This is a genomic window from Streptomyces sp. NPDC028928 (assembly GCF_055564915.1).
Genome location: NZ_JBVHVI010000021.1, coordinates 90,323 through 117,199 on the forward strand (window position 1 = coordinate 90,323; position 26,877 = coordinate 117,199).

Genomic DNA, 26,877 nt, shown 5'->3' on the forward strand with positions numbered 1-26,877 from the left:
CCCCGAACCACCGCACCTTTCATCAGACTTACGAGAGTCCGCCATGTACGAGCTGTCCCGGGTCCGCCTCTACTCCATCGGTCCGGCCGGTGCGCGCTACGCCGACACCGTGCTGGACCTGCGGGGTGTCGGCGAGCCCGTGCCCGACCCGGCGCCCACGCAGGCGGAGTTCTTCGAGGAGGAGCCGTCCGGCCCGCCGCGCCGGCCCGCGCCCGCGGGCGTGCTGTTCCTGGAGAACGGCGGCGGCAAGTCCGTCCTGCTCAAGCTGATCTTCTCGGTGATGCTGCCGGGCCACCGCAACACCCTCGGCGGCGCCAGCTCCGGCGTGCTGCGCAAGTTCCTGCTCGCCGACGACTGCGGCCATGTGGCCCTGGAGTGGCAGCACGTGCAGACCGGCGAGTGCGTGGTCGTCGGCAAGGTCAGCGAGTGGCGCGGCCGGCAGGTCTCCAACGACCCGCGCAAGTTCGCCGAGGCCTGGTACTCCTTCCGGCCCGGCCCCGGCCTCAGCCTGGACAGCCTGCCCGTCGCCGAGGCCACCGCCGTACGGCCGCCCGCCGAGGGCACCTCCGGCGCGCACGGCCGCCGCCGCACCATGAAGGGCTTCCGCGACGCCCTCATGGAGGCCGGCAAGGCCTACCCGCACCTGGAGGTGCACTGGGAGGAGATCCACGACCGCTGGATCGAGCACCTCGGCGACCTCGGTCTCGACCCCGAACTCTTCCGCTACCAGCGCGAGATGAACGCCGACGAGGGCGAGGCGGCCGGCCTCTTCGCGGTCAAGAAGGACTCCGACTTCACCGACCTGCTGCTGCGCGCGGTCACCGACACCCGCGACACCGACGGCCTCGCCGACCTCGTCAGCGGCTTCGGCAACAAGCTCGGCCGGCGCGCCGAACTGATCGCCGAACGGGACTTCACCGCCGGCTCCGTCGACCTGCTCGGCCGGATCGTGGAGGCCGCCGAGGCACGTGCACGCGCGCGTGACGTCCACGCGGGCGCCGAGCGCCGCACCCGCACGCTGGCCCGGCGGCTGTCCGCGCGGGCCGTGCAGGAGCGGATCCGGGCCGCCGACCTCGCCCAGCGGGTGACGGCCGCCGCGTACGCCGTCACCCACTCCGAGGGCGCCCGCGAGCGCAGCGCCCTCATCGCCGCCGAACTCGCCTACCGGCACGCCTCGCTGGCGCTGGCCGCCGCCGAGAAGTCCGCCGCCGCGCAGAAGCGCGAGCTGGCCGACGCTCGCACCCTGCACTCCGCCTGGCAGGCCGCCGAGGCCGTGCTGCGCCACCGGGCCGCCGCCGACCGCGTCGCGCGCGTGTCCGCCGCCATCCAGGAGGCCGAACGGGACGCGGCCCCCGCCCTCGCCGCCCGTGCCAAGGCCGCCGTGGACCTCGTACGGGCCCTGCACGCCGCCGCCGAGAGCGCCGAAACCCTCGCCAACGAGGAGGAGGAGCGGTCCGCCGCCCTCCAGGAGGTCAGCGACTCCGCCTACCGCGACTCCACCACCGCCGCCACCGAGGCGCAGCGCGCCCGCAGCGAGGCCGGGCACCTGCGCCAGCGGCTCGCCGAGGTCGAGCAGGAGACCGCCGAGGCCGTCCGCGCGGGCTGGCTGGACGACAGCGCCCCGGACGCCGACCCGGCGCGGGCCGCGCTCGCCGCCAGCGACGCCGAGAAGACCGCCGTGGCCGCCTGGGACGCGGCCCGCGAGGCCGCCCGCAAGGCCACCGAGCAGGCGCGCGAGACCGCCTCCGCCGAGTCCCGCGCGGAGCTGACCGCGGCCCGCGCGGCGGACGCGGCGACCGCCGCCGAGCGGGCCTACGAGGCCGAGCGCCGGCTCGCCGAGTCGCTGGCCGCCGAGGAGCGGCTCGCGGAGCTGCTGAGCCTGCCGGGCGCGCCGACGGCGGCCCGCGCGGCCGTGCCCGGCCCCCGCAGCGGAGCGGACGACGCCGTCCCGGCCCCCCGTGCCGTCGGCGAGGGAACGCTCAGCCCCGAGGAACTCGACCGCTTCGCCGACGAGTTGCGCGCACTCCTCGACGACGCCGTGGCGACCGCCGAACGGCACCTGTTCGACCTGCGTACGGCCGCCGCCGACGACGCCCGCATCCTCGGCGCCCTCGGTGACGGCGGACTGCTGCCGCCCGGCCCGGACGTGCTGGCCACCGTCGAGTTCCTCGGCGAGCACGGCATCCCGGCGCTGCCCGGCTGGCGCTACCTCGCGCAGGCCGTCGACCCCGCCGACCACGCGCGCGTGCTCGCCGCCCGCCCCGAACTGGTCGACGGTGTGATCATCACCGACCCCGACACGCACGCGCGTGCCCGCGAGGCGCTCGGCGACGCCGCCCTGCTGCCCCGTTCCGCCGTCGCCGTCGGCACCGCGGCCGCCCTGCTCGCCCCGGCCCCCGCCGGCGACGCCGCCCCGGGCGACGTCTTCCTCGTGCCGCCGAACCCGGCCATGCACGACGAGCACGCCGCCGACGAGGAACGCCAGGCCCTGCGCGCCCGGGCCACCGAGCGCGACGAGGAGATCCGCGCCCTCGCCGCCCGCCTCGGCAAGGACCGCGAACTGGCCGCACGGCTCGCCTCCTGGCGCACCGGCTGCCCCGCCGGGCGCCTCACCGAGCTGGCCCGGACCGCCGAGGAGGCCCGCGCCTTCGCCGAGGAGGCCGAGGCCGAACTCGCCGAGGCGCGCACCGCGCGCGCGGAGGCCGAGGAGACCGCCGCCGAAGCCGTCCAGCTCCGCGACGAACGGCAGGAGGCCGCGCAGAAGGCCCGGCGCGCCGCCGACGCCCTCGCCGGACTCGCCTTCCGGCTCCGCGAGCGCGCCGGCTGGCAGGTGAAGCTGCGCGAACTCGCCGACGAGGCCGCCGAGTCCGAGGCCCGCGCCCAGGCCTGCCTGGAGCGCGCCCGCGCCGCCGACGAGGACCGCCGTGCCGCCCAGCGCGCCGCCGACGACGCCCGCCGCACCGCGCGCGCCCTGCGCGCCGAGCGCTCCGAGATCGCCGGCGCCCCCGACGACGTACCCGTCGAGGACGCGGACGCCCCGAAGGCGTCCCTGCCCGCCCTCCGCGAGGCCTACCGGGCCGCCTCCCAGGTGTACGAGAAGGTCGGCGTCGGCGCCGACCTGCGCGCCGAGCAGGCCCGCGCGGAGAGCGACGAGAGCGCCGCCCGTGCCGAACTCGACCGGCTCAGCAACAAGGTCCGCACCCGAGCCGAGCAGCTGCTGCAGTCTCCCGACGGCTCCGACGGGCCCTCCCGGCAGGCCGCCGCCGCGCGCGCGGAGGAGCTGGTGCAGCTCCTGGAGACCCGTATGTCGACCGCGAGCGAGCAGCTCGGCCGGCTGCGCGGCGAGGCCGAGCGGCACGCGCCCGAGGACGGCGAGGCGCACACCGAGCTGCCCGAGGAACTCGTCCCGCGCGACGCCGAGCACGCCCAGTCGCTGCTGCGCACCGCCACGGCCGAACTCGCCGCCCGCACCGAGGCGCTGGCCGAGGCCCGCGAGGCGCACGCGGAGCTGCTGGACGCCCACCGCGCAGCCGAGGACGCGGCCGGCGGCTTCGACGAGATCGCCGCGATGCTCCGCGACCTGCTGCGCGAACACACCGCCGAGGAGGAGCAGGAGGAGCCGGAGCCCTACCCGGGCACTCTGGAGGAGGCCCGGCACTCCGCCGCCGAGGCCCGCCGCTCGCTGCGGGGATGCGCCGCCGACCTGTCCGCCGCCGAGGCGGCCGTGCGCGAGGCGAGCGACGTCCTCGTCCGGCACGCCAACTCCACGCGCTACGAGCAGGTCCGCACCCCGGCCCGGCAGCAGATCCGCGAACTCCCCGCCTCCGCGCTGCCCGAGCACGCCCAGAAGTGGGCGGACGCGTTCGCGCCCCGGCTGCGCGTCCTGACGGACGAACTGGCCCAGCTGGAGCGCAACCGGGACTCGATCGTGGACCGGCTGCGCGGCCTCGTGGAGTCGGCCCTGGCGACCCTGCGGTCCGCCCAGCGGCTCTCCCGGCTGCCCGAGGGGCTCGGCGAGTGGTCCGGGCAGGAGTTCCTGCGCATCCGCTTCGAGGAGCCCGACCAGGCCACGCTCACCGAACGCCTGGGCGAGGTCATCGACGACGCCACGCGCGCGGCCGTCAAGAAGAACTCCGACCTGCGCCGCGACGGCATGTCGCTGCTGCTGCGGGGCGTCGCGGCGGCCCTGCAGCCGAAGGGCGTGGCCGTCGAGATCCTCAAACCCGACGCCGTCCTGCGCGCCGAGCGCGTCCCCGTCGGCCAGATGGGCGACGTGTTCTCGGGCGGTCAGCTGCTCACCGCGGCCATCGCCCTGTACTGCACGATGGCCGCGCTGCGCTCCAACGACCGGGGGCGGGACAAGCACCGGCACGCCGGCACGCTGTTCCTGGACAACCCGATCGGCCGTGCCAACGCGACCTACCTGCTGGAGCTCCAGCGGGCCGTCTCCGACGCGCTGGGCGTCCAGCTGCTGTACACCACCGGCCTGTTCGACACGACCGCGCTCGCCGAGTTCCCGCTGGTCATCCGCCTGCGCAACGACGCCGACCTCAGGGCGGGCCTGAAGTACATCAGCGTGGAGGAGCACCTCCGGCCTGGTCTTCCCCAGCCGCCCCAGGCCGGAGAGACGGTGCACAGCGAGATCACGGCGACGCGGATGTACAAGAAGCCGGCTTGATCAATGGGTTGACCGACCCATTGATCAGGCGTCCTCCTTGATCAAGTCGGCGCATTTCTCGCCGATCATCATCGTCGTGATGCACGGGTTGACCGCGATCAGGTCCGGCATCACCGAACCGTCGGCGACCCGCAGCCCCTCGACCCCCTTGACCCGCAGCCGCGCGTCGAGCGGGGCCGAGGGATCGTCGTCGGCGCCCATCTTCACCGTGCAGGACGGGTGGTAGACGGTGTTGTGCGTCTTGTGGATGTAGTCCAGCAGCTCGTCGTCCGTCCGCACGTCCGGCCCCGGCGCCAGCTCGGCGCCCGCCCAGCCGCTCAGCGCCGGCTGGGCGGCGATCCGGCGGGCCAGCCTCAGCCCGTACGTCATCACCCGCACGTCGTGCTCGTGCGTGAAGTACCGCGGATCCACCTTCGGCTTGTCCCGGTGGTCCCGCGTCCGCAGCCGTACCGTGCCGCGCGACTTCGCCTTGGTCACATTGGGGGTCAGGCAGAACGCGTTCTCCGAGGTCGGGTAGCCCCAGCGCACGGTGTTCATGTCGAACGGCACCGAGCCGTAGTGGAACATCAGGTCGGGCCGGTCCAGGCCGGGCTCGGTGTCGTAGAAGACGCCCGCCTCCCACCACTGGCTGGACGTGGTGGTCATCGGCTGCTTCGCCTCCCACATGATCACGCCCTCGGGGTGGTCCTGGAGGTTCTCGCCGACGCCGGGGGAGTCCACCAGCACCTCGACGCCGACCTCGCGCAGGTGCCCGGCCGGGCCGATGCCGGACAGCATGAGCAGCTTCGGTGAGTCGATCGAGCCGCACGAGACGATCACCTCGCGGCGGGCCCGTACCGTGCGCGTGTGCACCAGGTCGGGGTCCAGGTACTGCGCCCCCACGCACCGCCGCCCCTCCAGCACCAGCTTCTTGGCCCGCACCCCGGTCCGGACGGCGAGGTTCGGGCGCTTGCCCAGGACCGGGTGGAGATAGGCCACGGACGAGGACTGGCGGATGTTGTTCTCGTCGGAGTTGATCTGGAACCAGTTGGCCCCGCGCACCACCGTCTTCCCGGTGTTGAACGGGACCGTCGGTATGCCGGCCTGCGCACACGCCTCCAGCAGGGCGGCGCCGCACGGGTCCCCGCCCTTCAGCGTGCGCAGCTTCACCGGGCCGGTGCGGCCGTGGTGGTCGCCGGGCGCGTCGTTGTTCTCCAGCCGCCGGTAGAGCGGGAACAGGTCGGCCGCGCTCCAGCCCGTACAGCCCCGGGCCGCCCAGTCGTCCAGGTCCTCCGCGGGCGCCCAGAAGGCGATACAGGAGTTGTGCGACGAACAGCCGCCCAGCACCTTCGCGCGCGCGTGCCGCATGAAGCTGTTGCCGCTGGTCTGCGGCTCGACCGGGTAGTCCCAGTCGTAACCGGACTCCAGCAGCCCCATCCAGCGCTCCAGTTTCAGGACGTCGTCGTCACCGACGTCGCTGGGGCCCGCCTCCAGCACGCACACCGTCACCGAGGGGTCCTCGGAGAGCCGCGCGGCCACCACGTTGCCCGCGGTGCCGCCGCCGACCACGACGTAGTCGAACTCATCGAAGCTCATGTGACCTCCTGGCCAGTCCGGATCAGTCGGGATCAGTCGTGATCAGGGGAATCACTCGGCCGTCGGGGCGGCGAGGGGAGCGGTCGGGGCGGTGGTCGCGGCGTCCAGACGGTGCTCGGCGAGCACCCCGGTGCGGTGCCGCTGGACGAACCAGTAGTAGGCGAAGCCCCCGCCCGCGATGACCGCGACGAAGAGGACCGCGCCCCAGCGCAGGTACCAGTGGTACGGCGCGGACGCGTTGTAGACCGAGGCGCGCGGCCAGATCAGGTTGACCGTCATGGCCACGCCCCACACCACCGCGACGAGGTTGACGAGCAGTCCCCAGCGGCCCAGCGAGAACCTGCCCTCGCCCGCCGGCTGCCACTTTCCGCGCAGCCGGGCCACCAGCATCGGCACGGTGACGCCCAGGTAGGCGAGGTAGATCATGACGATGCCGATGCTGGTGACGACCGTGATGATCTGCGGCTGGCGGATGTTGACCACGAGGATCGCCAGCGCCAGCACGCCGATGATCACGGCCGGCAGGACCGGGGTCTGGAAACGGGGGCTGACCCGGGCCAGCAGCGAGGACGCCGGCAGGTTGTTGTCCCGGGCCATCGCGAACGCCAGCCGGATCGCCGCCGTGTGCACGGCGAGGGCGCACACCGTGACCGCGATCAGCACGCACCACAGCATGGCCTTGCCGGCCGTCGGACCGAGCACGTCGAGCACGACGTACTGCAGGCCGTCGGTGGACAGCTTGTCGCCCTTGAGGCTGGACACGCTCATGAGCGCCAGCAGCAGCACCAGGCCGCCCAGGACGAACGAGGCGACGATCGCGCGGATGATCGCGCGCGGGGCGTTCCGGGACGGGTCCAGGCACTCCTCGCCGAGGGAGGAGGCGGTGTCGAAGCCGTACATGACGTACGCGGACGCCAGCGAGGCCACCAGGAAGGCGCCGAGGTAACCCGTTGAGTATCCCGATCCCGTGTGGTTCGTCTGCACGACGACTTGAGGGCCCCGGGTGATGTGGACGGCGAAGAGGATGATCAATACAACGGTCGCGATCAACTCGATGAAGACGCCCGCCGTGTTGATCGTGGCCATCAGCTTGACGCCGAACGCATTGATCAACGTGGTGAAGAGGATCAACACGGCGGCGAGGACGACCGCGTTGGTCGCCACGTCGTACGTGCCCGTGCCGTCTCCCACGAGCTGGAACGCCGACGAGATCTGCGGCAGCGTCAGCTGATAGGCCAGCGCGACCGCCGAGACGGACACGATGGACGCGATCAGCATCAGCCACCCGGCGAGCCAGCCGACATGCGGATTGCCGATCTTCTTCGACCAGTTGTAGACCGAGCCGGCCACCGGGTAGCGGGCGGCCAGTTCGGCGAAGCACAGGGCCACCGTGAACTGGCCGGCGAACACCATCGGCCACGACCACCAGTAGGCCGGACCGCCGCTGCCGTAGCCGAAGTAGAAGAGCTGGAAGGTGCCGGTCAGGATCGAGATGTAGCTGATCCCGGCGGCGAAGGTGTGGAAGTTGCCCAGGGTGCGCTTGAGTTCGGGCCGGTAGCCGAACTCGGCGAGTTCGGCGTCGTCGTGGTGGTGGGGGCCTGGCGATTGCTCGGTGGTCGTCATGAGCGGACTCCTCTGGCTGTCAGTCGAACCAGCCCTGCGGTGCCGGCGCGGTGTTGCGCCAGACGTGCTTGGTCTCGCGGTACTCGGCGAGTCCCGCCGGTCCGAGTTCGCGCCCGGAACCGGACTGCTTGTAACCACCCCACTCGGCCTGTGGCACGTACGGGTGGTAGTCGTTGATCCAGACCGTGCCGAGCCGCAGCCGTGCGGCGACCCGCGCGGCCCTGGCCTCGTCGCCGGTCCACACGGCGCCCGCGAGGCCGTAGACCGTGTCGTTGGCGAGCCGGACGGCCTCCTCCTCGGTGGTGAACCGCTCGACGGTCAGCACCGGGCCGAAGGACTCCTCCCGGACGACGGACATGCCGCTCGCGCACTCGTCCAGGACGGTCGGCAGATAGTAGAAGCCCTCGTCGTAGCCGGGGCCGGAGGGCCGGGCGCCGCCGCAGCGCAGCACCGCGCCCTCCGCCAGCCCCCGCGCGACGTACGCCTCGACCTTGGCCCGGTGCGCGGCCGAGATCAGCGGCCCGGTCCGCGCCCGCTCGTCGAACGGCCCGCCGAGCCGGATCCGCCGGGCCCGCCGGACGACCTCGGCCACGAACCGGTCGTGCAGCGCGTCCTCGACCAGCAGCCGGGCCCCGGCCGAGCAGACCTGCCCGGAGTGCAGGAAGACGGCGGTCAGCGCCATGTCGACGGCCGCCTCGAAGCCGGCGTCCGCGAAGACGATGTTGGGGTTCTTGCCGCCCAGTTCGAGCGCGACCTTCTTCACCGTGCCGGCCGCCGCCGCCATCAGCCGGCGGCCGGTCTGCAGGCCGCCGGTGAAGGAGACCAGGTCGACGTCCGGGTGGTCGGCGAGCGGGGCGCCCGCCTCCGGTCCGGCGCCCAGCACCAGGTTGGCCACGCCCGGCGGGAGACCCGCCTCCGCCAGCAGCCGGACCAGGTGGATCGCGGTGTGCGGGGTCAGTTCGCTGGGTTTGAGGACGAAGGTGTTGCCGGCCGCGAGCGCGGGGGCGACCTTCCACGCGGTCTGCAGCAGCGGGTAGTTCCAGGGTGTGATCAGGGCGCAGACGCCGACCGGCTCGTACACCACCCGGCTGTCCACGTCCGCCCGCCCGGTGTCGATCACCCGGCCGGTCTCGCTCGCGGCCAGCCGCCCGAAGTAGCGGAAGCAGTCGACGACATCGTCGATGTCGTACGCGCTCTCCACCAGCCGCTTGCCCGTGTCCAGGGACTCGGCGCGGGCCAGGGCGTCCTTGTCCCGGGCGAGGAGGCCGGCGACCCGCAGCAGCAGGTCACCGCGCTCGGCGGCCGGCGTACCCGGCCAGGGGCCGGTGTCGAAGGCGCGGCGGGCCGCCGCGACGGCCTCCACGGTGTCCTTTCCGCCGGCCTCGTCCACGACCCCGACCAGGGAGCCGTCGGCGGGACAGCGGATCTCCCGGGTGCGTCCGTCCAGCGCGCCCCGCCACTCACCGTCGATGAACAGGTCAGGCACGGTCGTCCCCCAGACGGTCCAGCAGCCAGTCGTGGAAGAGGCCGATGTGGTGCTCGTTCGGCACCAGCACCCCGCCCCTGCGGTACGCGCGCGAGGACATCGCCGGCTGGGTGCGCTCGCACGCCTCGAAGTCCTGGACGTTGACGCGGTGGAACAGCTCCACGGACTTCGACACGTCCGCGCCCGAGGCCACCACCTCCGGCGCGTACAGCCAGTCGCACTCCACCGCCGTGCGGTCCTCGGCCAGCGGGAACATGCGGTGCAGGATCACGTGGTCGGGGACGAGGTTGACGAACACGGTCGGCTTGACCGTGATGGCGTAGTAGCGGCGGTCCTGGTCGGCGGTCACCTCGGGGAGCCTGCCGAAGCCCGCGCTGCCGTCCACCGTGAAGCCCTTGATCTCCGCGCCGAACTCCGCGCCGTGGCCGACGTAGTACTGGGCCGCGTAGCCGTCGGCGAACTCCGGGAGCACCTCGGTGAGTTCGGGGTGGATCGTCGCGCAGTGGTAGCACTCCATGAAGTTCTCGACGATCAGCTTCCAGTTGGCCCGCACGTCGTAGGTGACGCGCCTGCCGAGCGCCAGCCGCTCGGTGCCGTAGTGCTCGATGGCGGCGGCGTCGCCGAGCCGTTCCACGGCCGCGTGCATCACCGTGTCCTCGAAGGAGGGCGGTTCGTCGGCGAGGCACACCCAGGCGTAGCCGAGCCACTCGCGCAGAGCCACCTTGATCAACCCGTACTCGACCCGGTCGACATCGGGCATCTTGATCAAGTTGGGCGCTGCGATCAATGTGCCGTCAAGGTCGTACGTCCATGCGTGGTACGGGCACTGGAGGGTGCGCCGCACCTCGCCGGACTGCTCGGTGCACAGCCGCGCTCCCCGGTGCCGGCACACGTTGAGGAAGGCGCGCAGCTCGCCGGCGCGGTTCCGGGTGATGATGACGTTCTCGCGGCCCACCTGGACCGTGCGGAACGCACCCGGCTTGTCCAGATCGGCGCTGCGCACCGCGCAGAACCACAGGGACTCGAAGATCCTTTCCTGTTCCTGCCGGAACACCTCCGGGTCGGTGTAGTAGTGGCCCGGCAGGGTCGCGATGAGGCTCGGGGAGATCGGGCTCCGGGAGATGGGGGTCGTCGTCACGGGCGGACTCCTCAGGCGGGCGTGGCGGCGGAGAGGCGGGCGGGGTCCAAAGACGGTGACACGGCGCCTCCTAGCGGCGGATGCGGGTCATCTCCCGGTCGAACAGCGGCTCGTCGGCCACGGTCGCCGGAACCTTCTCGCCGAAGTACTCGATGTGCACGCCGGTACCGGTGGCGAGCCCGGCCGGCAGCCAGGCGTAGGCGACACAGCGGCCCAGCGTGTAGCCGTACGACGCGCTGGTCACATAGCCGGCCGGCGAACCGTCGACGAACACGGGTTCCTTGCCGAGGACCACGGCGGCGGGGTCGTCCAGGAGCAGCGGGGTGAGCCGGCGCGCGGGCTCCCCGGCCCGCTGGAGCGCCGCCTTGCCGACGAAGTCCTCCTTGTCCATGCGGACGGCGAAGCCGAGGCCCGCCTCGAAGGGGGTGTGCTCGTCGGTCATGTCGGTGCCCCAGGCCCGGTACCCCTTCTCCAGCCGCAGGGAGTTGAAGGCGGAGCGGCCCGCGGCGACCACGCCCAGCTCCTGCCCGGCCTCCCACAGTGTGTCCCAGAGCCTGAGGCCGAGGTCGGCCGTGGTGTACAGCTCCCAGCCCAGTTCGCCGACGTAGCTCAGACGCATCGCCGTCACCGGCACATGTCCGAGGTACGTCTGCTTGGCCCGGAAGTAGCCGAAGCCCTCGTGGGAGAAGTCGTCGCTGGTCAGGGGCTGGACGAGGGCGCGGGCGAGGGGGCCCCAGACACCGATGCAGCAGGTGCCGGAGGTGATGTCCCGGATCTGGACGCCGTCGGGTGCGTGGCGGAGGAGCCAGTCGAGGTCGGCGGGGGAGTTGGCGCCGACCTGGAAGCGGTCGGGGGTGAGGCGGGCGACAGTGAGATCGGAGCGGATGCCTCCGGTCTCGTCCAGGAGCAGGGTGTAGGTGACCGCGCCGGGCTTCTTGCGGAGGTTGTTGCTGGTCATGCGGTCGAGGAAGGCGAGGGCGCCGGGGCCGGTGACCTCCAGGCGGCGCAGCGGGGTCATGTCGTACAGGGCGACCTTCTCGCGGGTGGCCCTGGCCTCGGCGGCGGCGACGGGGGACCAGTAGCGGGCCGACCAGGCGTCGCGTTCGGGGAGGTCGCCGAGGGCGTCCACGAGCGGGGCGTTCGCCTCGTACCAGTGCGGGCGCTCCCAGCCGGTGCCCTCCAGGAAGAAGGCGCCGAGCTGCTGCTGACGGGCGTAGAAGGGGCTGACGCGGAGGGGGCGGGGCTGCTCCATCGGCTGGAGCGGGTGGAGAACGTCGTACACCTCCACGAACTGCTGTGAACCGCGTTCACGGACATACGACGGTGAACGCTGCGCTTCCTCGAAGCGCGTGACGTCGCACTCGTGCACATCGGCGGACGGCCGCCCGTTCACCATCCACTCGGCCACCGCCCTGGCGACACCCGCGGAATGGGTCACCCAGACCGCCTCGGCCAGCCAGAAGCCCCGCAGCCGCCGCGACTCCCCGAGCACCGGCATACCGTCCGGCGTGAAGGAGAACACCCCGTTGAACCCGGTCTCGATCTCGGACGCGCGCAGCGCGGGCAGCAGCCGCCGGCAGTCCTCCCAGCTCGGCGCCCAGTCCTCGGCGGTGAAGGGGTACGAGGACGGCATCTCCATGTTCCGGGCGCGTGCCGCGTCGTACGCCGGGACCGCGAACGGGTCCACCGGCATCGGCCGGTGCGCGTACGAGCCGATCCCGATGCGGTCGGCGTGCTCACGGAAGTACAGGTCACGGTCCTGGAAGCGGAGGATGGGCCGCGTGGCCTCGGCCGTGGCACCGCTCAGCTCCGGCAGCGGCCCGGTCTTCGCGTACTGGTGCGCGAGGGGCTGCAGCGGTACGTCGATGCCCGCCATGCGGCCGATCACCGGGCCCCAGAAACCGGCCGCCGAGACGACGCGGTCGGCCGGGAAGACACCCCGGTCGGTGACGACCGCGGTGACCCGGCCGCCCTGCCGCTCGATGCCGGTGACCGTGTGCCGGTCGAGGAAGCGGGCGCCGCGCGCCGTGGCGCGGTCCATCTGGGCGCGGGCCGCGAGGAGGGCCCGGGCCAGGCCGTCGTCCGGGGTGTGGAAGCCGCCGAGGACCACCGACTCGTCCAGCAGGGGCCACAGTTCCTTGCACCGGGCCGTGCTCACGACCTCACCGCGGATGCCCCAGGAGGCGGCGTAGCCGGCCCGGCGGTGCAGCTCCGCCAGGCGTTCGGGGGTGGTGGCCAGTTCGAGGCCGCCGACCTGGTGGAAGCAGGAGACACCGTCGACCTCGAGGCCACGGAACTTCTCGACGGTGTACCGGGCGAACTCGGCGAGGGTCTTGGACGGGCTGGTCTGGAAGACGAGGCCGGGGGCGTGCGAGGTGGATCCGCCCGGGGCGGGCAGGGGGCCCTGTTCGAGGACGGTGACGTCCGTCCAGCCGCGGGTGGTCAGCTCGTCGGCGAGGGAGCAGCCGACGATGCCGGCGCCGATGACGACGACACGGGGTCCCTGGGACGGTTCTTCGGGTGTGCTGGACATGCCCCTCCTCGTGGTGGCGGGGATGGCGGGTGCGGGGGAGTCGCGTCGGGCGGGGGAGGCCGCGGGGTGCTCAGGCGGCGGGGACGTTCGGCCGCTCGGCGGCGATCGTCGTGTCCGGGCCGTGGCCGGTGTGGACGACGGTGAGACCCGGCAGGGTCAGCAGCCGGGCGCGGAGGGAGGCCTCGATGGCCGGGCGGTCGGAGTAGGAGCGGCCGGTGGCGCCGGGGCCGCCGCGGAAGAGGGTGTCGCCGGTGAAGACGGCGTTCAGGAAGGGCGCGTGGAGCGAGCAGCTGCCCCAGGTGTGACCGGGCGTGTGGATCACGTGCAGCTCGATGCCGGCCACCGTCAGGATCCGGCCGTCGGTCAGTTCGCCGTCCGGCTTGCGGCCGGGGTGGGTGAGCGACCACAACTCGGTGTCGTCGGGGTGCAGGAGTACGGGCGCGCCGGTCAGGACGGAGAGCGCGGGCGCCGCGTCGATGTGGTCGTCGTGGGCGTGGGTGCAGACGACGGCGGTGACCCGGCGGCCGGCGGTGGCACGGTGGATCGCCCCGGCGTCGTGCGCGGCGTCGACCACCAGCACCTCCTCGTCGTCGCCGACCAGCCAGACGTTGTTGTCGACGTCGAACGTCTCACCGTCCAGGCTGAACGTGCCGGAGGTGACCACCCGTTCGACGCGTACGGCCCCGCGCACGCTCACAGGACCACCACCGAGCGCAGCACCTCACCGCGGTGCATCTTGCCGAACGCCTCCTCCACCTGGTCCAGGGCGATCGTCTCGGACACGAACGCGTTGAGGTCGAGCAGGCCGTAGAGGTACTGGTCGATGAGGAACGGGAAGTCCCGGCTGGGCAGGCAGTCGCCGTACCAGGAGGACTTGATGGCGCCGCCGCGCGAGAAGACGTCGATCAGCGGGAGCTCGACCTTCATCCCGGGTGCGGGGACGCCGACCTGGACCAGCAGACCGGCGTGGTCGCGCATGTAGAAGGCCTGGAGGAACGTCTCGGGGCGGCCGACCGCGTCGATCGCGATGTCCACGCCGTGGCCGTCGGTCAGCTCCCGGACCGCCTCGACCGGGTCGGTGCCCCGGGAGTTGACGGTGTGCGTGGCGCCGAACTTCTCCGCCTGGTCCAGCTTCTTGTCGTCGATGTCGACGGCGATCACCTTCATGGCGCCGTTCAGGCAGGCGCCCGCGATGGCCGCGTTGCCGACGCCGCCGCAGCCGATGACGGCGACCGAGTCGCCGCGGCCGACGTTGCCGGTGTTGACCGCCGCGCCGTAACCGGCCATCACCCCGCAGCCGATGAGACCGGCCGCCTCGGGCCGCGCGGCCGGGTCGATCTTCACCGCCTGGCCCGCCGCGACCAGCGTCTTCTCGGCGAAGGCACCGATGCCGAGGGCGTTGGTGAGCGGGGTGCCGTCCAGCAGTGTCATGGGCTGTGCGGCGTTACGGGAGTCGAAGCAGTACCAGGGCCGGCCACGCCGGCAGGAACGGCAGCTGCCGCACGGCGCCCGCCAGGCCAGTACGACGTAGTCGCCGGGCTGCAGATCGGTGACCCCCGGACCGACCGACTCCACCGTGCCGGCCGCCTCGTGACCCAGCAGGAACGGGAAGTCGTCGGTGATCGCGCCCTCCCGGTAGTGGAGATCCGTGTGGCACACCCCGCAGGCCTGCACGTCGACGAGCACCTCACCGGGGCCCGGATCGGGGACGAGGATCGTCCGCACCTCCACGGGTGCGCCCTTCTTCACAGCGACTACGGCACGGACCTCGTGTGGCACGACAAGCTCCTCTGCTGTTGCGCATTGCACGATGGGTTGCGCGATGGGGAACATATTGAGAACGGCGTCACCGGGCCGTCAAGGGGTGCGCGTCAACCCTCGGCCAAAGGAACCCGGGGGGGCGAAACGTGTCGGACACACGACGGCGCGGGACCGGGAACTCCCCGGCCCCGCGCCGTGGTTCGCGCCGTGCGGGGTTTCCTGCGAGGCGGCGGTGCCGGAAGGGGGGACCGGCCTGTTCCGGCCGACTGGGATCCCCGGTCAGAAGCCGTACCCCATCCGCCGGGACAGCTCGGCGCCCGCCGCGACCGTCCGCTTGGCCACCTCCGGCAGCCGGTCCGCGTTGAGCCGGTACACCGGCCCCGACACGCTGATCGCCGCGATCACCTTGCCGTCGTGCGCGCGCACCGGCGCCGCGACGGCCGCGAGTCCCAGCTCCAGCTCCTCCATCGTGACGCCGTAGCCCTGCCCGACCACGGCCTCCAGCTCGGCGCGCAGCATCGCCGCGCCGGTGATCGTACGGTCCGTGAACCGCGGCAACGGCCGTGCCAGCAGGCCCTCGCGCAGGGTCGGCGGCATGTGCGCGAGGAGCACCTTGCCGCTGGAGGTGGCGTGCAGCGGGGTGCGTCTGCCGAGCCAGTTCTGCGCGGTCACGGACGCGGTGCCGCGGGCCTGCATGATGTTGACCGCCGCGTCGTCGTCGAGCACGGCGATGTTGACCGTCTCGCCCAGCTCGTCGGCGACCTCCCGGCAGACCGGGACGCCCTCCTGGGAGATGTCGAGACGCACTGCCGCCGCCCCCGCCAGGCGCAGTACGCCGGCCCCCAGGTAGTACTTCCCGCGGTCCTTGGCCTGGGCCACCAGGCCGCGGTTCTCCAGGACGCCGAGCAGCCGGAACGCCGTGGACTTGTGGACGTCCAGCTCCTCGGCGATCTCGGTGACGCCCGCCTCGCCGTGCCGGGCGAGGATCTCCAGCACGCTCACGGCGCGGTCCACCGACTGCACCGCGCCGGCCGCTCCGCGGCCGTTCTGCCTCTCCGGGGTCCCTGCGGTCGCCGTGGTCTCCTCGCTGCGGTCAGCCTGCTTGTGCGTGCGGGTCATGGCTCAACTCTCACCACCTGTCGGCCCGGTTCGGGCCGCATCTGCGGGAAGCCCTTGACGCGACGGTCGTCCCGCCCGGATTCTGTTGCGCATAGCGCTAGATCGTGCGCCATGCGAAACATCATGTTACCGAAGCGTCCGGATCCCGGAAGGGTCCCGGACCACCCGGACCGATGGCGGTCCGCCACTCCCTTGCCGCTTCACCGGGCCGGACCGACGTGGGTCCGGGCTCCCGGCAGCATCCCTGACGCCTGCATCGAGCAGGTCCCGGACCGAGTGTCCCGGACCGAGAGGGGGGCCCGTGATTTCCGTCTGCCGCCTCGAAGACCTCCCCGAGGGGGAGTGCGTCCGCGTCGCGACCACGCCGCCGATCGCCGTGTTCCGCACCGAGGACGGCGAGTTGTACGCCATCGACGACACCTGCACCCACCAGGACGCCGCCCTCTCCGAGGGCTGGCTGGAGGGCTGCCTGGTCGAGTGCCCGCTGCACGCGGCCTCCTTCGACCTGCGTACCGGCGAACCGACCTGCCTGCCGGCCCGGCGCCCCGTGCGCACCCATCGCGTCACGGTGGAGGACGGTGTCGTGCACGTCCACCTCGGCGCCGAGGAGGGTACGGCCGCATGACCACCCCCGGGCACCGTCACCTAGCCCCTGCCGGCCCCAGCCGTCCGCCCGCTGCCGCACCGGCTCACCTCCACCGCCCCGCGACCGACACCACCGATGCCAGGAGCCGTGCCGTATGAGGACCGTGACCATCGTCGGCGCCTCCCTCGCCGGGCTCTACGCCGCCCGTGAGCTACGCGCCCAGGGCTTCGACGGCCGACTGGTGATCGTCGGCGAGGAACCCCACCACCCCTATGACCGCCCTCCTCTCTCCAAGGACTTCCTGACCGGCCGTGCCGACGAGAGCCGGCTGTCCCTCGCCGACGCCGACGACACCGCCGGACTCGACGCCGAATGGCTGCTCGGCGTCCGCGCCCGCGGGCTCGACACCCGTGGCCGCACCGTCCTCCTCGGAGACGGTCGCACGGTGACCACCGACGGCGTCGTCATCGCCACCGGCGCCGCCGCCCGCCGACTGCCCGGCGACGGCCTCGCCGGCGTCCACACCCTGCGGACCCTGGACGACGCCCGCGCCCTGCGCGCCGACCTCACCCGGGGACCGCGCCGGGTCGTCGTCATCGGCGGCGGCTTCATCGGTGCCGAGACCGCCTCCTCGTGCGCCCGGCTCGGCCACGCGGTCACGGTGGTCGAAGCCGCACCGCTGCCGCTCCTGCCCCAACTCGGCGCCCGGATGGCCGCGGTGTGCGCCGCGCTGCACCGTCGCGGCGGCGTGGAACTCCTCACCGGCACCGGCGTGGCCGCGCTCCGGGGGACCGCCACCGTCACCGGGGTCGGCCTCACCGACGGCCGCACGCTGCCCGCCGACGTGGTGATCGTCGGCATCGGCGCCGTCCCGAACACCGCCTGGCTGGCGGGCTCGCCCCTCACTCTGCACGACGGCGTGCTGTGCGACGACGGCTGTGTGACCGCCCTGCCCCAGGTGGTCGCAGCCGGCGACGTCGCCCGCGTCGGAGGCACCCGGGCCGAGCACTGGACCTCCGCCACCGAGCAGCCCCGCGTCGCGGTGACCAACCTGCTGGCCGGCCACACCCTCGCCACCGCCCGCACGGTGCCGTACTTCTGGTCCGACCAGTACGACTCCTGGATCCAATTCGCGGGCCGGTACCGCGAGGGCGACACCGTCCACGTCACCGAGGGCGAGATCACCGACGACGGGCTGCCCGGCGACTCCGGCTTCCTCGCCCGCTATGAACGGGACGGCCGCACCGTCGCTGTGCTCGGAGTGGACCGGCCCCGCGCCTTCATGCGGGCCCGGCGAGAACTCCAGCGGACGGAAGGACAGCCGGGCGAGGGGCGGACGGTGGCGCCGGCGGCGCTGTGACGCGCCGGTCGTGCCGGTGGCCCCGTGACGCGCCGGTGCGTGCATGACCGCCCGTGCTCCATCGGTCGGGTCCCGCCGGCAGCCTGTGCTGCTCGGCACCCGGTTCCGGTGGTCCGGGTCCCGGCCCCCGGGATCAGGAGTGCGACAGCTGTCCGGCGCCGCCCCTGCGGCGTATCCGCTCCTGCTCCCGCAGGCTCGTCCGCTCCTGCCGCCGGCGGGCCCGCCGCTCCCGCCGGAGGGCCCGGGCCGTGCTGCTCGGCTCGGAGAGCACGCCGTTCCGCTGGTTCCACACCTGGCGGGTCACCCACACGTCGACCACGGCCCAGGTGGCCGCCACGGTGCTCACCACGCTGCTGATCACCATGGGGAACGCCAGCCAGGACCCGGCCAGCGTGCACAGGAACGCCACCATCGCCTGAACCAGCGTCACCGCTATGACCAGGACCGCCCGCACCGCCGCCTTGCGCACCGGATCGGGCATCGGGTGCCGGCGTGCCGGCTCCTCCACCCACAACGGCCGGTAATCCTCCCGGGGTTCACCGTCGACGGACTCCTCGGCGCGCCCGGGCGCCGGAATGCCGCGATCCGGTGCCCCCCGGCCCCGCCCCGCCTGTGAGCGCTCCGCCACGCTCTCCTCGGGCGCCCTGCGCTGCTCCGCCGTGCCCATCACCGTGTCACTCCCCACCGCCAGCAGACCGCTCGCCCCCGGCGTCCGAAGACCCCGACTCCCCAGTGGCTGCCCGGCTTGCGCTGTTTTACGCCGCCGGGGTGCGGGATACGGCTCCTGTGGCCCATTCCGCCCCCATTTCCCACAGAGAAGGACGAACGAGACCCCGCAAAGATTCCCAACTGGCGAAAAATTCCGGCCAACCGCCTGTCCGTGAGCCCGCCGTCGGGCCGGGCACGGGTGTGGGATCGCGGTGACAATCTCCCCCAATGCCCGGACAACTCGTCATCTCCCGCCCCGGTTGCGGAAGTTCACCCTCCGGACATGTCTTCGAGTTAACTGTGAGGCGGTAGTAGGCTCGCGCCGTTTGTAGATGGACATGAGCACCCCCGGCCGGCGGGGGTCGAGCTGGGGGAGGCCATGCGCTTTCGCGGGAAGTCGATCCGCCGGAAGATCGTGGCGCTGCTTCTCGTGCCGCTGGTGTCCCTGACCGCCATCTGGGGCTTCACCACGGTGCTGACGGGGCGCGAAGTCGCCCGGCTGTTCCGCGTGACCGACGTCGTCGAGGAGATCGGCTACCCCGCCGAGGATACCGTCCGCGTCCTGCAGCAGGAGCGCCGCCAGACCCTCGTCTACCTCGCCGACCCGCGCGCCTCCGAAGCCCTTTCGGGACTGCACCGCACCCGCACCGCCACCGACCGGACGATCAGCACGTTCCGCAAGAACGCCAAGGACCATGATCTCCGGGCCGGCCTGGACGCGGACGACAGCGAGCACCTCACCGCAGTCCTGGACGCCCTCAACGGTCTCGACTCGCTGCGCAGCGGCGTCGAGGACGGAACCGTCACCCGCGCGCAGGCGCTCAAGTTCTACAACCACCTCGTGGACCCCTGCTACGCGCTCCTCGCGTCCCTCGACGGCATCGACGACGTCGAGGTCGACAAGCAGGCCCGCGCCCTGGTCAACATCACCCGTGCCCGCGAGCTGCTCTCCCGTGAGGACGCCCTGCTCGGCTCCTCCCTCGTCGTCGGCCGGCTCACCCGCGACGAGGCCCGTGAGATCTCCGACCTCGTCGCCCAGCGCACCCTCCTGTACGACATCAGCCTTCCGCTGCTGCCCGACGCCGAGCGCGAACGCTACGAACACTTTTGGAACAACGCCACCACCGCCCCGCTGCGGAGGGCCGAACAGACCGTCGTCGCCACGGGCTCCGGCACCCCCGGCAGTGTCACGGCGAAGAGCTGGGACTCCGCCGCGGCAGCCGTCCTGGACGAACTCGGCACCCTGGACGACGGGGTGGGCGACCGCTTCCAGGACCGCGTGCGCCCCGTCGCCGTGAAGGTCATCGCGGAGGCGGCCGTCGCGGGCGTGGTCGGACTGGTCGCGCTCCTGCTCTCCGTCGTCCTGTCCGTCCGGGTCGGCCGCGCCCTCGTCCGCGACCTGCGCCAGCTGCGCCTGGAGGCGCACGAGGCGTCCGGTGTCCGGCTGCCCAGCGTGATGCGCCGGCTCTCCGCGGGTGAACAGGTCGACGTCGAGACCGAGGTACCGCGGCTGGAGTACGACAAGACCGAGATCGGCGAGGTCGGGCAGGCCCTCAACACGCTGCAGCGCGCGGCGGTCGAAGCCGCGGTCAAGCAGGCCGAACTGCGCGCCGGTGTCTCCGAGGTCTTCGTCAACCTCGCCCGCCGCAGCCAGGTGCTGCTGCACAAGCAGCTGACGCTCCTCGACAGCATGGAGCGCCGCACCGAGGACACCGACGAACTCGCCGACCTGTTCCGCCTGGACCACCTCACCACCCGTATGCGCCGGCACGCCGAGGGCCTGGTGATCCTCTCCGGCGCCGCGCCCTCCCGGCAGTGGCGCCGGCCCGTGCAGCTGATGGACGTCGTCCGCGCCGCGGTCGCCGAGGTCGAGGACTACGAGCGCATCGAGGTCCGGCGGCTGCCGCGGGTCGCCGTCACCGGTCCCGCCGTCGCCGACCTCACCCACCTCGTGGCCGAACTCCTGGAGAACGCCACCGTCTTCTCGCCCCCGCACACCGCCGTCCAGGTCGTCGGCGAGCGGGTCGCCAACGGGTTCACCCTGGAGATCCACGACCGGGGCCTCGGTATGACCGCCGAGGCACTGCTGGACGCCAATCTGCGCCTCGCCGAAACACCCGAGTTCGAACTCTCCGACACCGACCGGCTCGGCCTGTTCGTGGTCAGCCGCCTCGCCCAGCGCCAGAACGTCCGGGTCTCCCTCCAGCCGTCGCCGTACGGCGGCACCACCGCGGTGGTGTTCATCCCCGACGCGCTGCTGAGCGACGACGTCCCGGACACCAACGGCATCGGCTTCCGGCTCGACCGGGACCGTCCGGCGAAGGGCAGCGAGCAGGCGCTGGGCCGTACCGCCGGGCGGTCCCCGGCACCGCTGCAGCTGCCCGGTCTGCCGACCTCCCTGCTGGACGGCCCGGTCGAGCTGGAGGCGCCCGTCGATCTCGACGCGCTGGACGACTTCCCCGGCGCCCTCCCGGACGTGGACAGCGAGCGCGGTGGCCTGTTCCTCCCGCGCCGGTCCCGTCCGGACGGCGACGAGCAGCCGTCCGCCCCGCAGGCGGACCGGCCCTCCCGTGACGAGACCGGCGACCACGGGCCCGTACCTCTGCCCCGACGGCAGACCCCCAAGCTGGTGAGCTCGCACGGCGAGCCCGTCAGTGACCAGCGGCCCCGCCGAGGTGAACCGGGCCCCGGGTCCTCCACCGGTCCGCGTCGCTCCGACACGGGCGGACTGGCCCCGCTGCCCGCCCGCCGCCGAGGCACCGCCTCCCGGCGCCCCGCCGGGCCCACCGACCGGACGGAGGACCGCGCCGCGAGCCCGGCCGAGGACGCGGGCACGACGTCCGAGGCTCCGGCCCTGCCCCGGCGCACCCGGCCCAGGGCACCCGGCACCGGCGGCCCGGCGGACACGGCCGCGCCCCGCGGCGGCACAGCCGGCGACACGGGCCCCGAGCCGGGCGCCGGAGCGCTGCCCCGGCGCGTACGCCAGGCGAGCCTGGCCCCCCAGCTCAAGCACGACACCGAACGGCGCGCCGAGAGCGCGGCGCCGCCCGCCGACCGCGATGCCGACGAGGTCCGCAGCCGGATGGCCTCGCTCCAGCGAGGCTGGCAGCGCGGCCGGGAGGAGAACGCCGCGGGCGACGGGGCCCGGAACGGCACAGCACAAGGAACGACTAAGGGGGACGGTCGATGACCGCACCGAAGGCGACCGGCCACACGGCAACCGGCAAGGGGGAGCTGAACTGGCTCCTGGACGACCTGGTCGACCGGGTCGCCAGCATCCGCAAGGCCGTCATCCTGTCCGGCGACGGACTGCCGACGGGCGTTTCCAAGGACCTGACCAGGGAGGACAGCGAGCATCTGGCTGCCGTGGCGTCCGGCTTCCACAGCCTCGCCAAAGGCGTGGGCCGCCATTTCGACGCGGGCAGCGTCCGGCAGACGGTGGTCGAGCTGGACGACGCCTTCCTCTTCGTCACCGCCGCCGGGGACGGCAGCTGCCTCGCCGTCCTCTCGGACGCCGACTCGGACATCGGGCAGGTCGCCTACGAGATGACGCTCCTGGTCAAGCGGGTCGGCGTGCATCTGGGCACCGCCCCGCGCACCGATCTGCCCACAGGCGGGTAGTGGGATGGCATGAGCGCAGACGGTCAGGGAAGAAACCACTGGTTCGACGACGAGGCCGGGCCGGTCGTCCGTCCGTACGCCATGACGCGTGGCCGCACCACGAGTGCGGCCCAGCACCGCCTCGACCTGATCGCGGTGGTGGTCACGGAGCCCGGCACCGGCGACCCGGAATCGGACCCGACACTGTCCCCCGAACACGTGGAGATCGTCGGACTCTGCCGGGACGCACCGCAGTCGGTCGCCGAACTCGCCGCGGAACTCGATCTGCCCATCGGAGTCGTCCGCGTCCTCATCGGCGACCTGGTGCACGCGGAACTCGTCCATGTGAACCGCCCGGTCCCCCCGGCCGAGCTGCCGGACGAGAGTATTCTGCGCGACGTGATCAACGGCCTCCGGGCGCTGTGACCGGCGCGGAAGCGGGGTAGTGACGTGACTGGCTGGCAGTTCTGGGTCGACCGAGGCGGCACCTTCACCGACATCGTCGCGCGTCGCCCGGACGGCCGCCTGCTCACGCACAAACTGCTGTCCGACAACCCGGCCCGGTACGCCGACGCGGCCGTGGCCGGCGTGCGCGAACTCCTCGGTGCTTCCCCGGAGCCGGTCGAAGCCGTCCGCATGGGCACCACGGTCGCCACCAACGCCCTGCTGGAACGCAAGGGCGAACGCACCCTCCTCGTCGTCACCCGCGGCTTCCGCGACGCCCTGCGCATCGCCTACCAGAACCGCCCCCGCATCTTCGCCCGCCGCATCGAGCTGCCCGAGCTGCTCCACGAACGGGTCCTGGAGGTGGACGAACGCGTCGCCGCCGACGGCACCGTCCTGCGCGCCCCCGACCTGGACGCCCTGGCCGGCCCGCTCCGGGAGGCGTACGACGACGGGATCCGCGCGATCGCCGTCGTCTGCCTGCACAGCCACCTCCACCCCGGCCACGAACGCGCCGTCGGCGAACTCGCCGCCCGTGTCGGCTTCCCGCAGATCTCGCTGTCCAGCGAGGTCAGCCCGCTGATGAAGCTGGTCCCGCGCGGGGACACCGCCGTCGTGGACGCCTACCTCTCGCCCGTGCTGCGCCGCTACGTGCGGCACATCGCCGACGAACTGCGGGGCGTCCGGCTGATGTTCATGCAGTCCAACGGCGGGCTGACGGAGGCCGGACAGTTCCGTGGCAAGGACGCCGTCCTCTCCGGTCCGGCCGGCGGCATCGTCGGCATGGCCCGCATGTCGCAGCGCGCCGGCTTCGACCGTGTCATCGGCTTCGACATGGGCGGCACCTCCACCGACGTCTCCCACTTCGCCGGCGAGTACGAGCGGGTCTTCACCACGCAGATCGCGGGTGTCCGGCTGCGCGCCCCCATGCTCGACATCCACACCGTCGCCGCCGGCGGCGGCTCCGTCCTGCACTTCGACGGCTCCCGCTACCGGGTCGGCCCCGACTCGGCCGGCGCCGACCCCGGCCCCGCCTGCTACCGCGCCGGCGGCCCGCTCACCGTCACCGACGCCAACGTGATGCTCGGCCGCATCCAGCCCGCCCACTTTCCCGCCGTGTTCGGGCCCGACGGCGACCAGCCACTGGACGCCGGCCTCGTCCGTGACCGGTTCACCGCCCTCGCGCACGAGATCCACGAACGTACCGGCGACGACCGAACCCCGGAACAGGTGGCCGAGGGCTACCTGCAGATCGCCGTCGCCAACATCGCCAACGCCGTGAAGCGGATCTCCGTCCAGAAGGGTCACGACGTCACCCGCTACGCCCTGACCACGTTCGGCGGCGCGGGCGGCCAGCACGCCTGCCGGGTCGCCGAGTCGCTCGGGATCCGCACCGTCCTCGTACCCCCCATGGCCGGCCTGCTCTCCGCGCTCGGCATCGGCCTCGCCGACACCACGGCCATGCGCGAAAAGTCCGTGGAAGCACACCTGGAAGCCGCCGCCATGCCCGGCATCCGCAAGACGGCCGACGACCTGGAGGCCGCCGCACGCGCCGAACTCGTCGCCGAGGACGTCCCGGAGGACCGCGTCCAGGTCACCCGGCGCGCCCAGCTCCGCTACGACGGCACCGACACCACCCTCACCGTCGAACTGGCCGAGCCCGACGCCATGAGGCACGCCTTCGAAGAACGTCATCGCGCCACGTACTCCTTCACCCTCGACCGCCCGGTCGTCGTGGAAGCCCTCTCCGTCGAAGCCACCGGCCTCACCGCACCCCCCGATCTCTCCGCCCTCGCCCCGTACGAGGGCCGCTCCCTGGCACCCGGCACCGTCCCTCTCCACACTGGCGGCGCCTGGCGCGACGTACCCCTCCACCGCCGGGAGGCCCTTCCCCCCGGCGAGACCGTCACCGGCCCCGCGATCATCACGGAGCCCGGCGCCACGACCGTCGTCGACGACGGCTGGCGGGCCACCGCGACCGATGACGGGCATCTGCTCATGGAACGCACGGCGATTACGCAGAGTTCCGATCTCGACACGGAAGCCGATCCGGTTCTCCTTGAGGTCTTCAACAACCTCTTCATGTCCATCGCCGAACAGATGGGCGCACGCCTGGAGTCCACGGCCCAGTCCGTCAATATCAAGGAACGGCTGGACTTCTCCTGCGCCCTGTTCGACCCGGACGGGAACCTGGTGGCCAACGCCCCCCACATCCCCGTCCACCTGGGCTCCATGGGCACCAGCGTCAAAGAGGTCATCCGCCGCCGCGGCTCCGCCATGCGACCCGGCGACACCTACGCCGTCAACGACCCGTACCACGGCGGCACGCATCTGCCGGACGTCACCGTGATCACCCCCGTCTTCGACACCGACCGGGTCGCGGACACGCAGAGTGAGCCGCGGATCCTGTTCCACGTCGCCTCCCGCGGCCACCACGCGGAGATCGGCGGCATCGCCCCGGGCTCCATGCCGGCCCACAGCCGCACCATCGAGGAGGAGGGCGTCCTCTTCGACAACTGGCTCCTCGCCGAGAACGGCCGCTTCCGCGAGGAGGAGACCCGCCGCCTGCTCACCGAGGCGCCGTACCCGTCCCGCAACCCGCGCACCAACCTCGCCGACCTGCGCGCCCAGATCGCCGCCAACCAGAAGGGCGTCGACGAGGTCCGCCGCATGATCGAGGAGTTCGGCCTCGACGTCGTCCAGGCCTACATGCGGCACGTCCAGGACAACGCCGAGGAGGCCGTGCGCCGCGTCATCGACGCCCTGGACGACGGCGAGTACGCCTACGAGACCGACTCCGGTGCCGTCATCCGGGTCCGCGTCCGCGTCGACCGCACCGAGCGCCGGGCGACCATCGACTTCACCGGCACCTCCGCACAGCTCGCCACCAACTTCAACGCGCCCTTCGCGGTCGTCAACGCGGCCGTCCTGTACGTCTTCCGCACCCTGGTCGCCGACGACATCCCGCTCAACGACGGGTGCCTGCGCCCCCTGGACATCGTCGTGCCGGCCGGCTCCATGCTCGCTCCCGAACCGCCCGCCGCCGTCGTGGCGGGCAACGTGGAGACCTCGCAGGCCATCACCGGCGCCCTCTACGCCGCACTCGGCGTCCAGGCCGAGGGCTCCGGCACCATGAACAACGTCACCTTCGGCAACGACCGGCACCAGTACTACGAGACCGTCGCCTCCGGATCCGGCGCCGGCGACGGTTTCCCCGGTGCCGACGTGGTCCAGACCCACATGACCAACTCCCGGCTCACCGACCCGGAGATCCTGGAGTGGCGGCTGCCGGTCCGCCTGGAGGAGTTCGCCGTGCGGCGCGGCAGCGGCGGTGCCGGACGGTGGCGCGGCGGCGACGGCGCCGTCCGCCGCATCCGCTTCCTCGAACCGATGACCGTCTCCACGCTCTCCCAGCACCGCCGCGTGCCCCCGTACGGCATGGCCGGCGGCGCCCCCGGCGCGCTCGGCGCCAACCGGGTGGAGCGAGCCGACGGCACGGTCACCGACCTCGGCGGAAGCGGCTCGGCGGACGTCGGTCCCGGCGACGTACTCGTCATCCAAACCCCTGGCGGCGGCGGCTACGGCCGACCGTCGCCCGACCCCCGTCAAGCAGGAGAAGAGACCGATGATCCTCGGGCGTTCTGAGCGCGGCAAGCCCCCGGTCGAGCCCGTCACGCTCAAGATCCTTGTGGCCGGCGGATTCGGCGTGGGCAAGACCACCCTCGTCGGCGCGGTCAGCGAGATCAGGCCGCTGCGCACCGAGGAACTGCTCACCGAGGCCGGGCGCCCCGTCGACGACACCAGCGGTGTGGAGGGCAAGCGCACCACCACGGTGGCCATGGACTTCGGCCGCATCACCGTGCGCGAGGACCTGGTGCTCTACCTCTTCGGGACGCCCGGGCAGGAACGGTTCTGGTTCATGTGGGACGAGCTGTCCGAGGGCGCGCTCGGTGCCGTCGTCCTCGCCGACACGCGCCGCCTGGAGGACTGCTTCGCTGCCGTCGACTACTTCGAGCGGCGTTCCATACCCTTCCTCGTCGCCGTCAACTGCTTCGAGGGGGCCGCCCGTTACCCCGCCGAGTCCGTCCGCCAGGCTCTCGACCTGGACGACGACGTGCCCGTGCTGTTGTGCGACGCCCGTGACCGGGAGTCGGTCAAGGAGGTGCTCATCGGGCTCGTCCAGCACGCGATGGAGTACGCGGCCGACCACCGTCAGGCCGTGCCCGGCTGACCGGCAGGCACGGCCCGTACCCCCGCCGACCGGGG

Annotated in this window: 17 protein-coding genes; 8 read left to right on the forward strand and 9 right to left on the reverse strand. The window is 72.7% G+C overall.

Translation table 11 applies throughout. The features are described from left to right. Positions 1-43 precede the first annotated feature (43 nt). Positions 44-4,678, forward strand: a complete 4,635-nt coding sequence (locus ACZ4U1_RS36825; protein ID WP_467908520.1) for a coiled-coil domain-containing protein — start codon at positions 44-46, stop codon at positions 4,676-4,678. Between the two features lie 24 nt (positions 4,679-4,702). On the opposite strand, the gene ACZ4U1_RS36830 is transcribed toward ACZ4U1_RS36825, so the two are convergent. The 8 genes from ACZ4U1_RS36830 to ACZ4U1_RS36865 form a co-directional block, all read right to left on the reverse strand. Further along, positions 4,703-6,253 carry a GMC family oxidoreductase gene (locus ACZ4U1_RS36830; RefSeq protein WP_467908521.1) on the reverse strand — a complete coding sequence of 517 codons (1,551 nt, stop codon included), beginning with the start codon at positions 6,251-6,253 and terminating at the stop codon, positions 4,703-4,705. A 51-nt stretch (positions 6,254-6,304) separates the two neighbouring features. Then, positions 6,305-7,876: an APC family permease gene (locus ACZ4U1_RS36835; RefSeq protein WP_467908522.1), complete on the reverse strand. Its 1,572-nt coding sequence runs from the start codon at positions 7,874-7,876 to the stop codon at positions 6,305-6,307. A gap of 19 nt (positions 7,877-7,895) precedes the next feature. Further along, a complete protein-coding gene (locus tag ACZ4U1_RS36840) occupies positions 7,896-9,362 on the reverse strand; it encodes an aldehyde dehydrogenase family protein (protein WP_467908523.1) in 1,467 nt (488 codons plus the stop codon). After that, complete coding sequence (locus ACZ4U1_RS36845; protein ID WP_467908524.1) at positions 9,355-10,500, reverse strand: aromatic ring-hydroxylating oxygenase subunit alpha; 1,146 nt, start codon at positions 10,498-10,500, stop codon at positions 9,355-9,357. The genes ACZ4U1_RS36840 and ACZ4U1_RS36845 overlap by 8 nt, the downstream gene beginning before the upstream one ends. A gap of 70 nt (positions 10,501-10,570) precedes the next feature. Further along, positions 10,571-13,033 (reverse strand): GcvT family protein, encoded by a 2,463-nt coding sequence (locus ACZ4U1_RS36850; RefSeq protein ID WP_467908525.1) that lies wholly within the window; start codon positions 13,031-13,033, stop codon positions 10,571-10,573. A gap of 70 nt (positions 13,034-13,103) precedes the next feature. Next, positions 13,104-13,730, reverse strand: coding sequence for an MBL fold metallo-hydrolase (locus ACZ4U1_RS36855; RefSeq protein WP_467908526.1), 627 nt, complete (start codon positions 13,728-13,730; stop codon positions 13,104-13,106). Next, positions 13,727-14,812, reverse strand: a complete 1,086-nt coding sequence (locus ACZ4U1_RS36860) for an S-(hydroxymethyl)mycothiol dehydrogenase (RefSeq protein ID WP_467908527.1) — start codon at positions 14,810-14,812, stop codon at positions 13,727-13,729. Before ACZ4U1_RS36860 ends, ACZ4U1_RS36855 begins: the two co-directional genes overlap by 4 nt. 261 nt (positions 14,813-15,073) lie before the next feature. Continuing rightward, positions 15,074-15,913: an IclR family transcriptional regulator gene (locus ACZ4U1_RS36865; protein WP_467908528.1), complete on the reverse strand. Its 840-nt coding sequence runs from the start codon at positions 15,911-15,913 to the stop codon at positions 15,074-15,076. 301 nt (positions 15,914-16,214) lie between these two features. Here ACZ4U1_RS36865 and ACZ4U1_RS36870 point away from each other — a divergent pair, with 301 nt between their 5' ends. Beyond that, complete coding sequence (locus ACZ4U1_RS36870; protein ID WP_467908529.1) at positions 16,215-16,538, forward strand: bifunctional 3-phenylpropionate/cinnamic acid dioxygenase ferredoxin subunit; 324 nt, start codon at positions 16,215-16,217, stop codon at positions 16,536-16,538. A 115-nt stretch (positions 16,539-16,653) separates the two neighbouring features. Beyond that, positions 16,654-17,859, forward strand: coding sequence for an NAD(P)/FAD-dependent oxidoreductase (locus ACZ4U1_RS36875; protein WP_467908530.1), 1,206 nt, complete (start codon positions 16,654-16,656; stop codon positions 17,857-17,859). Positions 17,860-17,992: 133 nt separating this feature from the next. Here ACZ4U1_RS36875 and ACZ4U1_RS36880 read toward each other — a convergent pair whose 3' ends face one another. Then, a complete protein-coding gene (locus ACZ4U1_RS36880; RefSeq protein WP_467908531.1) occupies positions 17,993-18,526 on the reverse strand; it encodes a hypothetical protein in 534 nt (177 codons plus the stop codon). Positions 18,527-18,946: 420 nt separating this feature from the next. Here ACZ4U1_RS36880 and ACZ4U1_RS36885 point away from each other — a divergent pair, with 420 nt between their 5' ends. The 5 genes from ACZ4U1_RS36885 to ACZ4U1_RS36905 are packed head-to-tail and all read left to right on the forward strand — an operon-like array spanning position 18,947 to position 26,842. Next, on the forward strand, positions 18,947-21,757 hold the full coding sequence (locus tag ACZ4U1_RS36885) for a sensor histidine kinase (RefSeq protein ID WP_467908532.1): 2,811 nt from the start codon (positions 18,947-18,949) through the stop codon (positions 21,755-21,757). After that, positions 21,754-22,188, forward strand: coding sequence for a roadblock/LC7 domain-containing protein (locus ACZ4U1_RS36890; RefSeq protein ID WP_467908533.1), 435 nt, complete (start codon positions 21,754-21,756; stop codon positions 22,186-22,188). The genes ACZ4U1_RS36885 and ACZ4U1_RS36890 overlap by 4 nt, the downstream gene beginning before the upstream one ends. A 9-nt stretch (positions 22,189-22,197) precedes the next feature. Then, a complete protein-coding gene (locus ACZ4U1_RS36895) occupies positions 22,198-22,593 on the forward strand; it encodes a DUF742 domain-containing protein (RefSeq protein WP_467908534.1) in 396 nt (131 codons plus the stop codon). A 24-nt stretch (positions 22,594-22,617) separates the two neighbouring features. Beyond that, positions 22,618-26,256, forward strand: a complete 3,639-nt coding sequence (locus ACZ4U1_RS36900; protein WP_467908535.1) for a hydantoinase B/oxoprolinase family protein — start codon at positions 22,618-22,620, stop codon at positions 26,254-26,256. Further along, complete coding sequence (locus ACZ4U1_RS36905; RefSeq protein WP_467908536.1) at positions 26,237-26,842, forward strand: GTP-binding protein; 606 nt, start codon at positions 26,237-26,239, stop codon at positions 26,840-26,842. The genes ACZ4U1_RS36900 and ACZ4U1_RS36905 overlap by 20 nt, the downstream gene beginning before the upstream one ends. Positions 26,843-26,877: the final 35 nt, after the last annotated feature.

Bases quoted from the DNA above. Each gene is read 5' to 3' on its own strand.
- ACZ4U1_RS36825 (WP_467908520.1), top strand. From the start codon at position 44: ATGTACGAGCTGTCCCGGGTCCGCCTCTACTCCATCGGTCCGGCCGGT.
- ACZ4U1_RS36830 (WP_467908521.1), bottom strand. From the start codon at position 6,253: ATGAGCTTCGATGAGTTCGACTACGTCGTGGTCGGCGGCGGCACCGCG.
- ACZ4U1_RS36835 (WP_467908522.1), bottom strand. From the start codon at position 7,876: ATGACGACCACCGAGCAATCGCCAGGCCCCCACCACCACGACGACGCC.
- ACZ4U1_RS36850 (WP_467908525.1), bottom strand. From the start codon at position 13,033: ATGTCCAGCACACCCGAAGAACCGTCCCAGGGACCCCGTGTCGTCGTC.
- ACZ4U1_RS36865 (WP_467908528.1), bottom strand. From the start codon at position 15,913: ATGACCCGCACGCACAAGCAGGCTGACCGCAGCGAGGAGACCACGGCG.
- ACZ4U1_RS36875 (WP_467908530.1), top strand. From the start codon at position 16,654: ATGAGGACCGTGACCATCGTCGGCGCCTCCCTCGCCGGGCTCTACGCC.
- ACZ4U1_RS36880 (WP_467908531.1), bottom strand. From the start codon at position 18,526: ATGGGCACGGCGGAGCAGCGCAGGGCGCCCGAGGAGAGCGTGGCGGAG.
- ACZ4U1_RS36885 (WP_467908532.1), top strand. From the start codon at position 18,947: ATGCGCTTTCGCGGGAAGTCGATCCGCCGGAAGATCGTGGCGCTGCTT.
- ACZ4U1_RS36890 (WP_467908533.1), top strand. From the start codon at position 21,754: ATGACCGCACCGAAGGCGACCGGCCACACGGCAACCGGCAAGGGGGAG.
- ACZ4U1_RS36895 (WP_467908534.1), top strand. From the start codon at position 22,198: ATGAGCGCAGACGGTCAGGGAAGAAACCACTGGTTCGACGACGAGGCC.
- ACZ4U1_RS36905 (WP_467908536.1), top strand. From the start codon at position 26,237: ATGATCCTCGGGCGTTCTGAGCGCGGCAAGCCCCCGGTCGAGCCCGTC.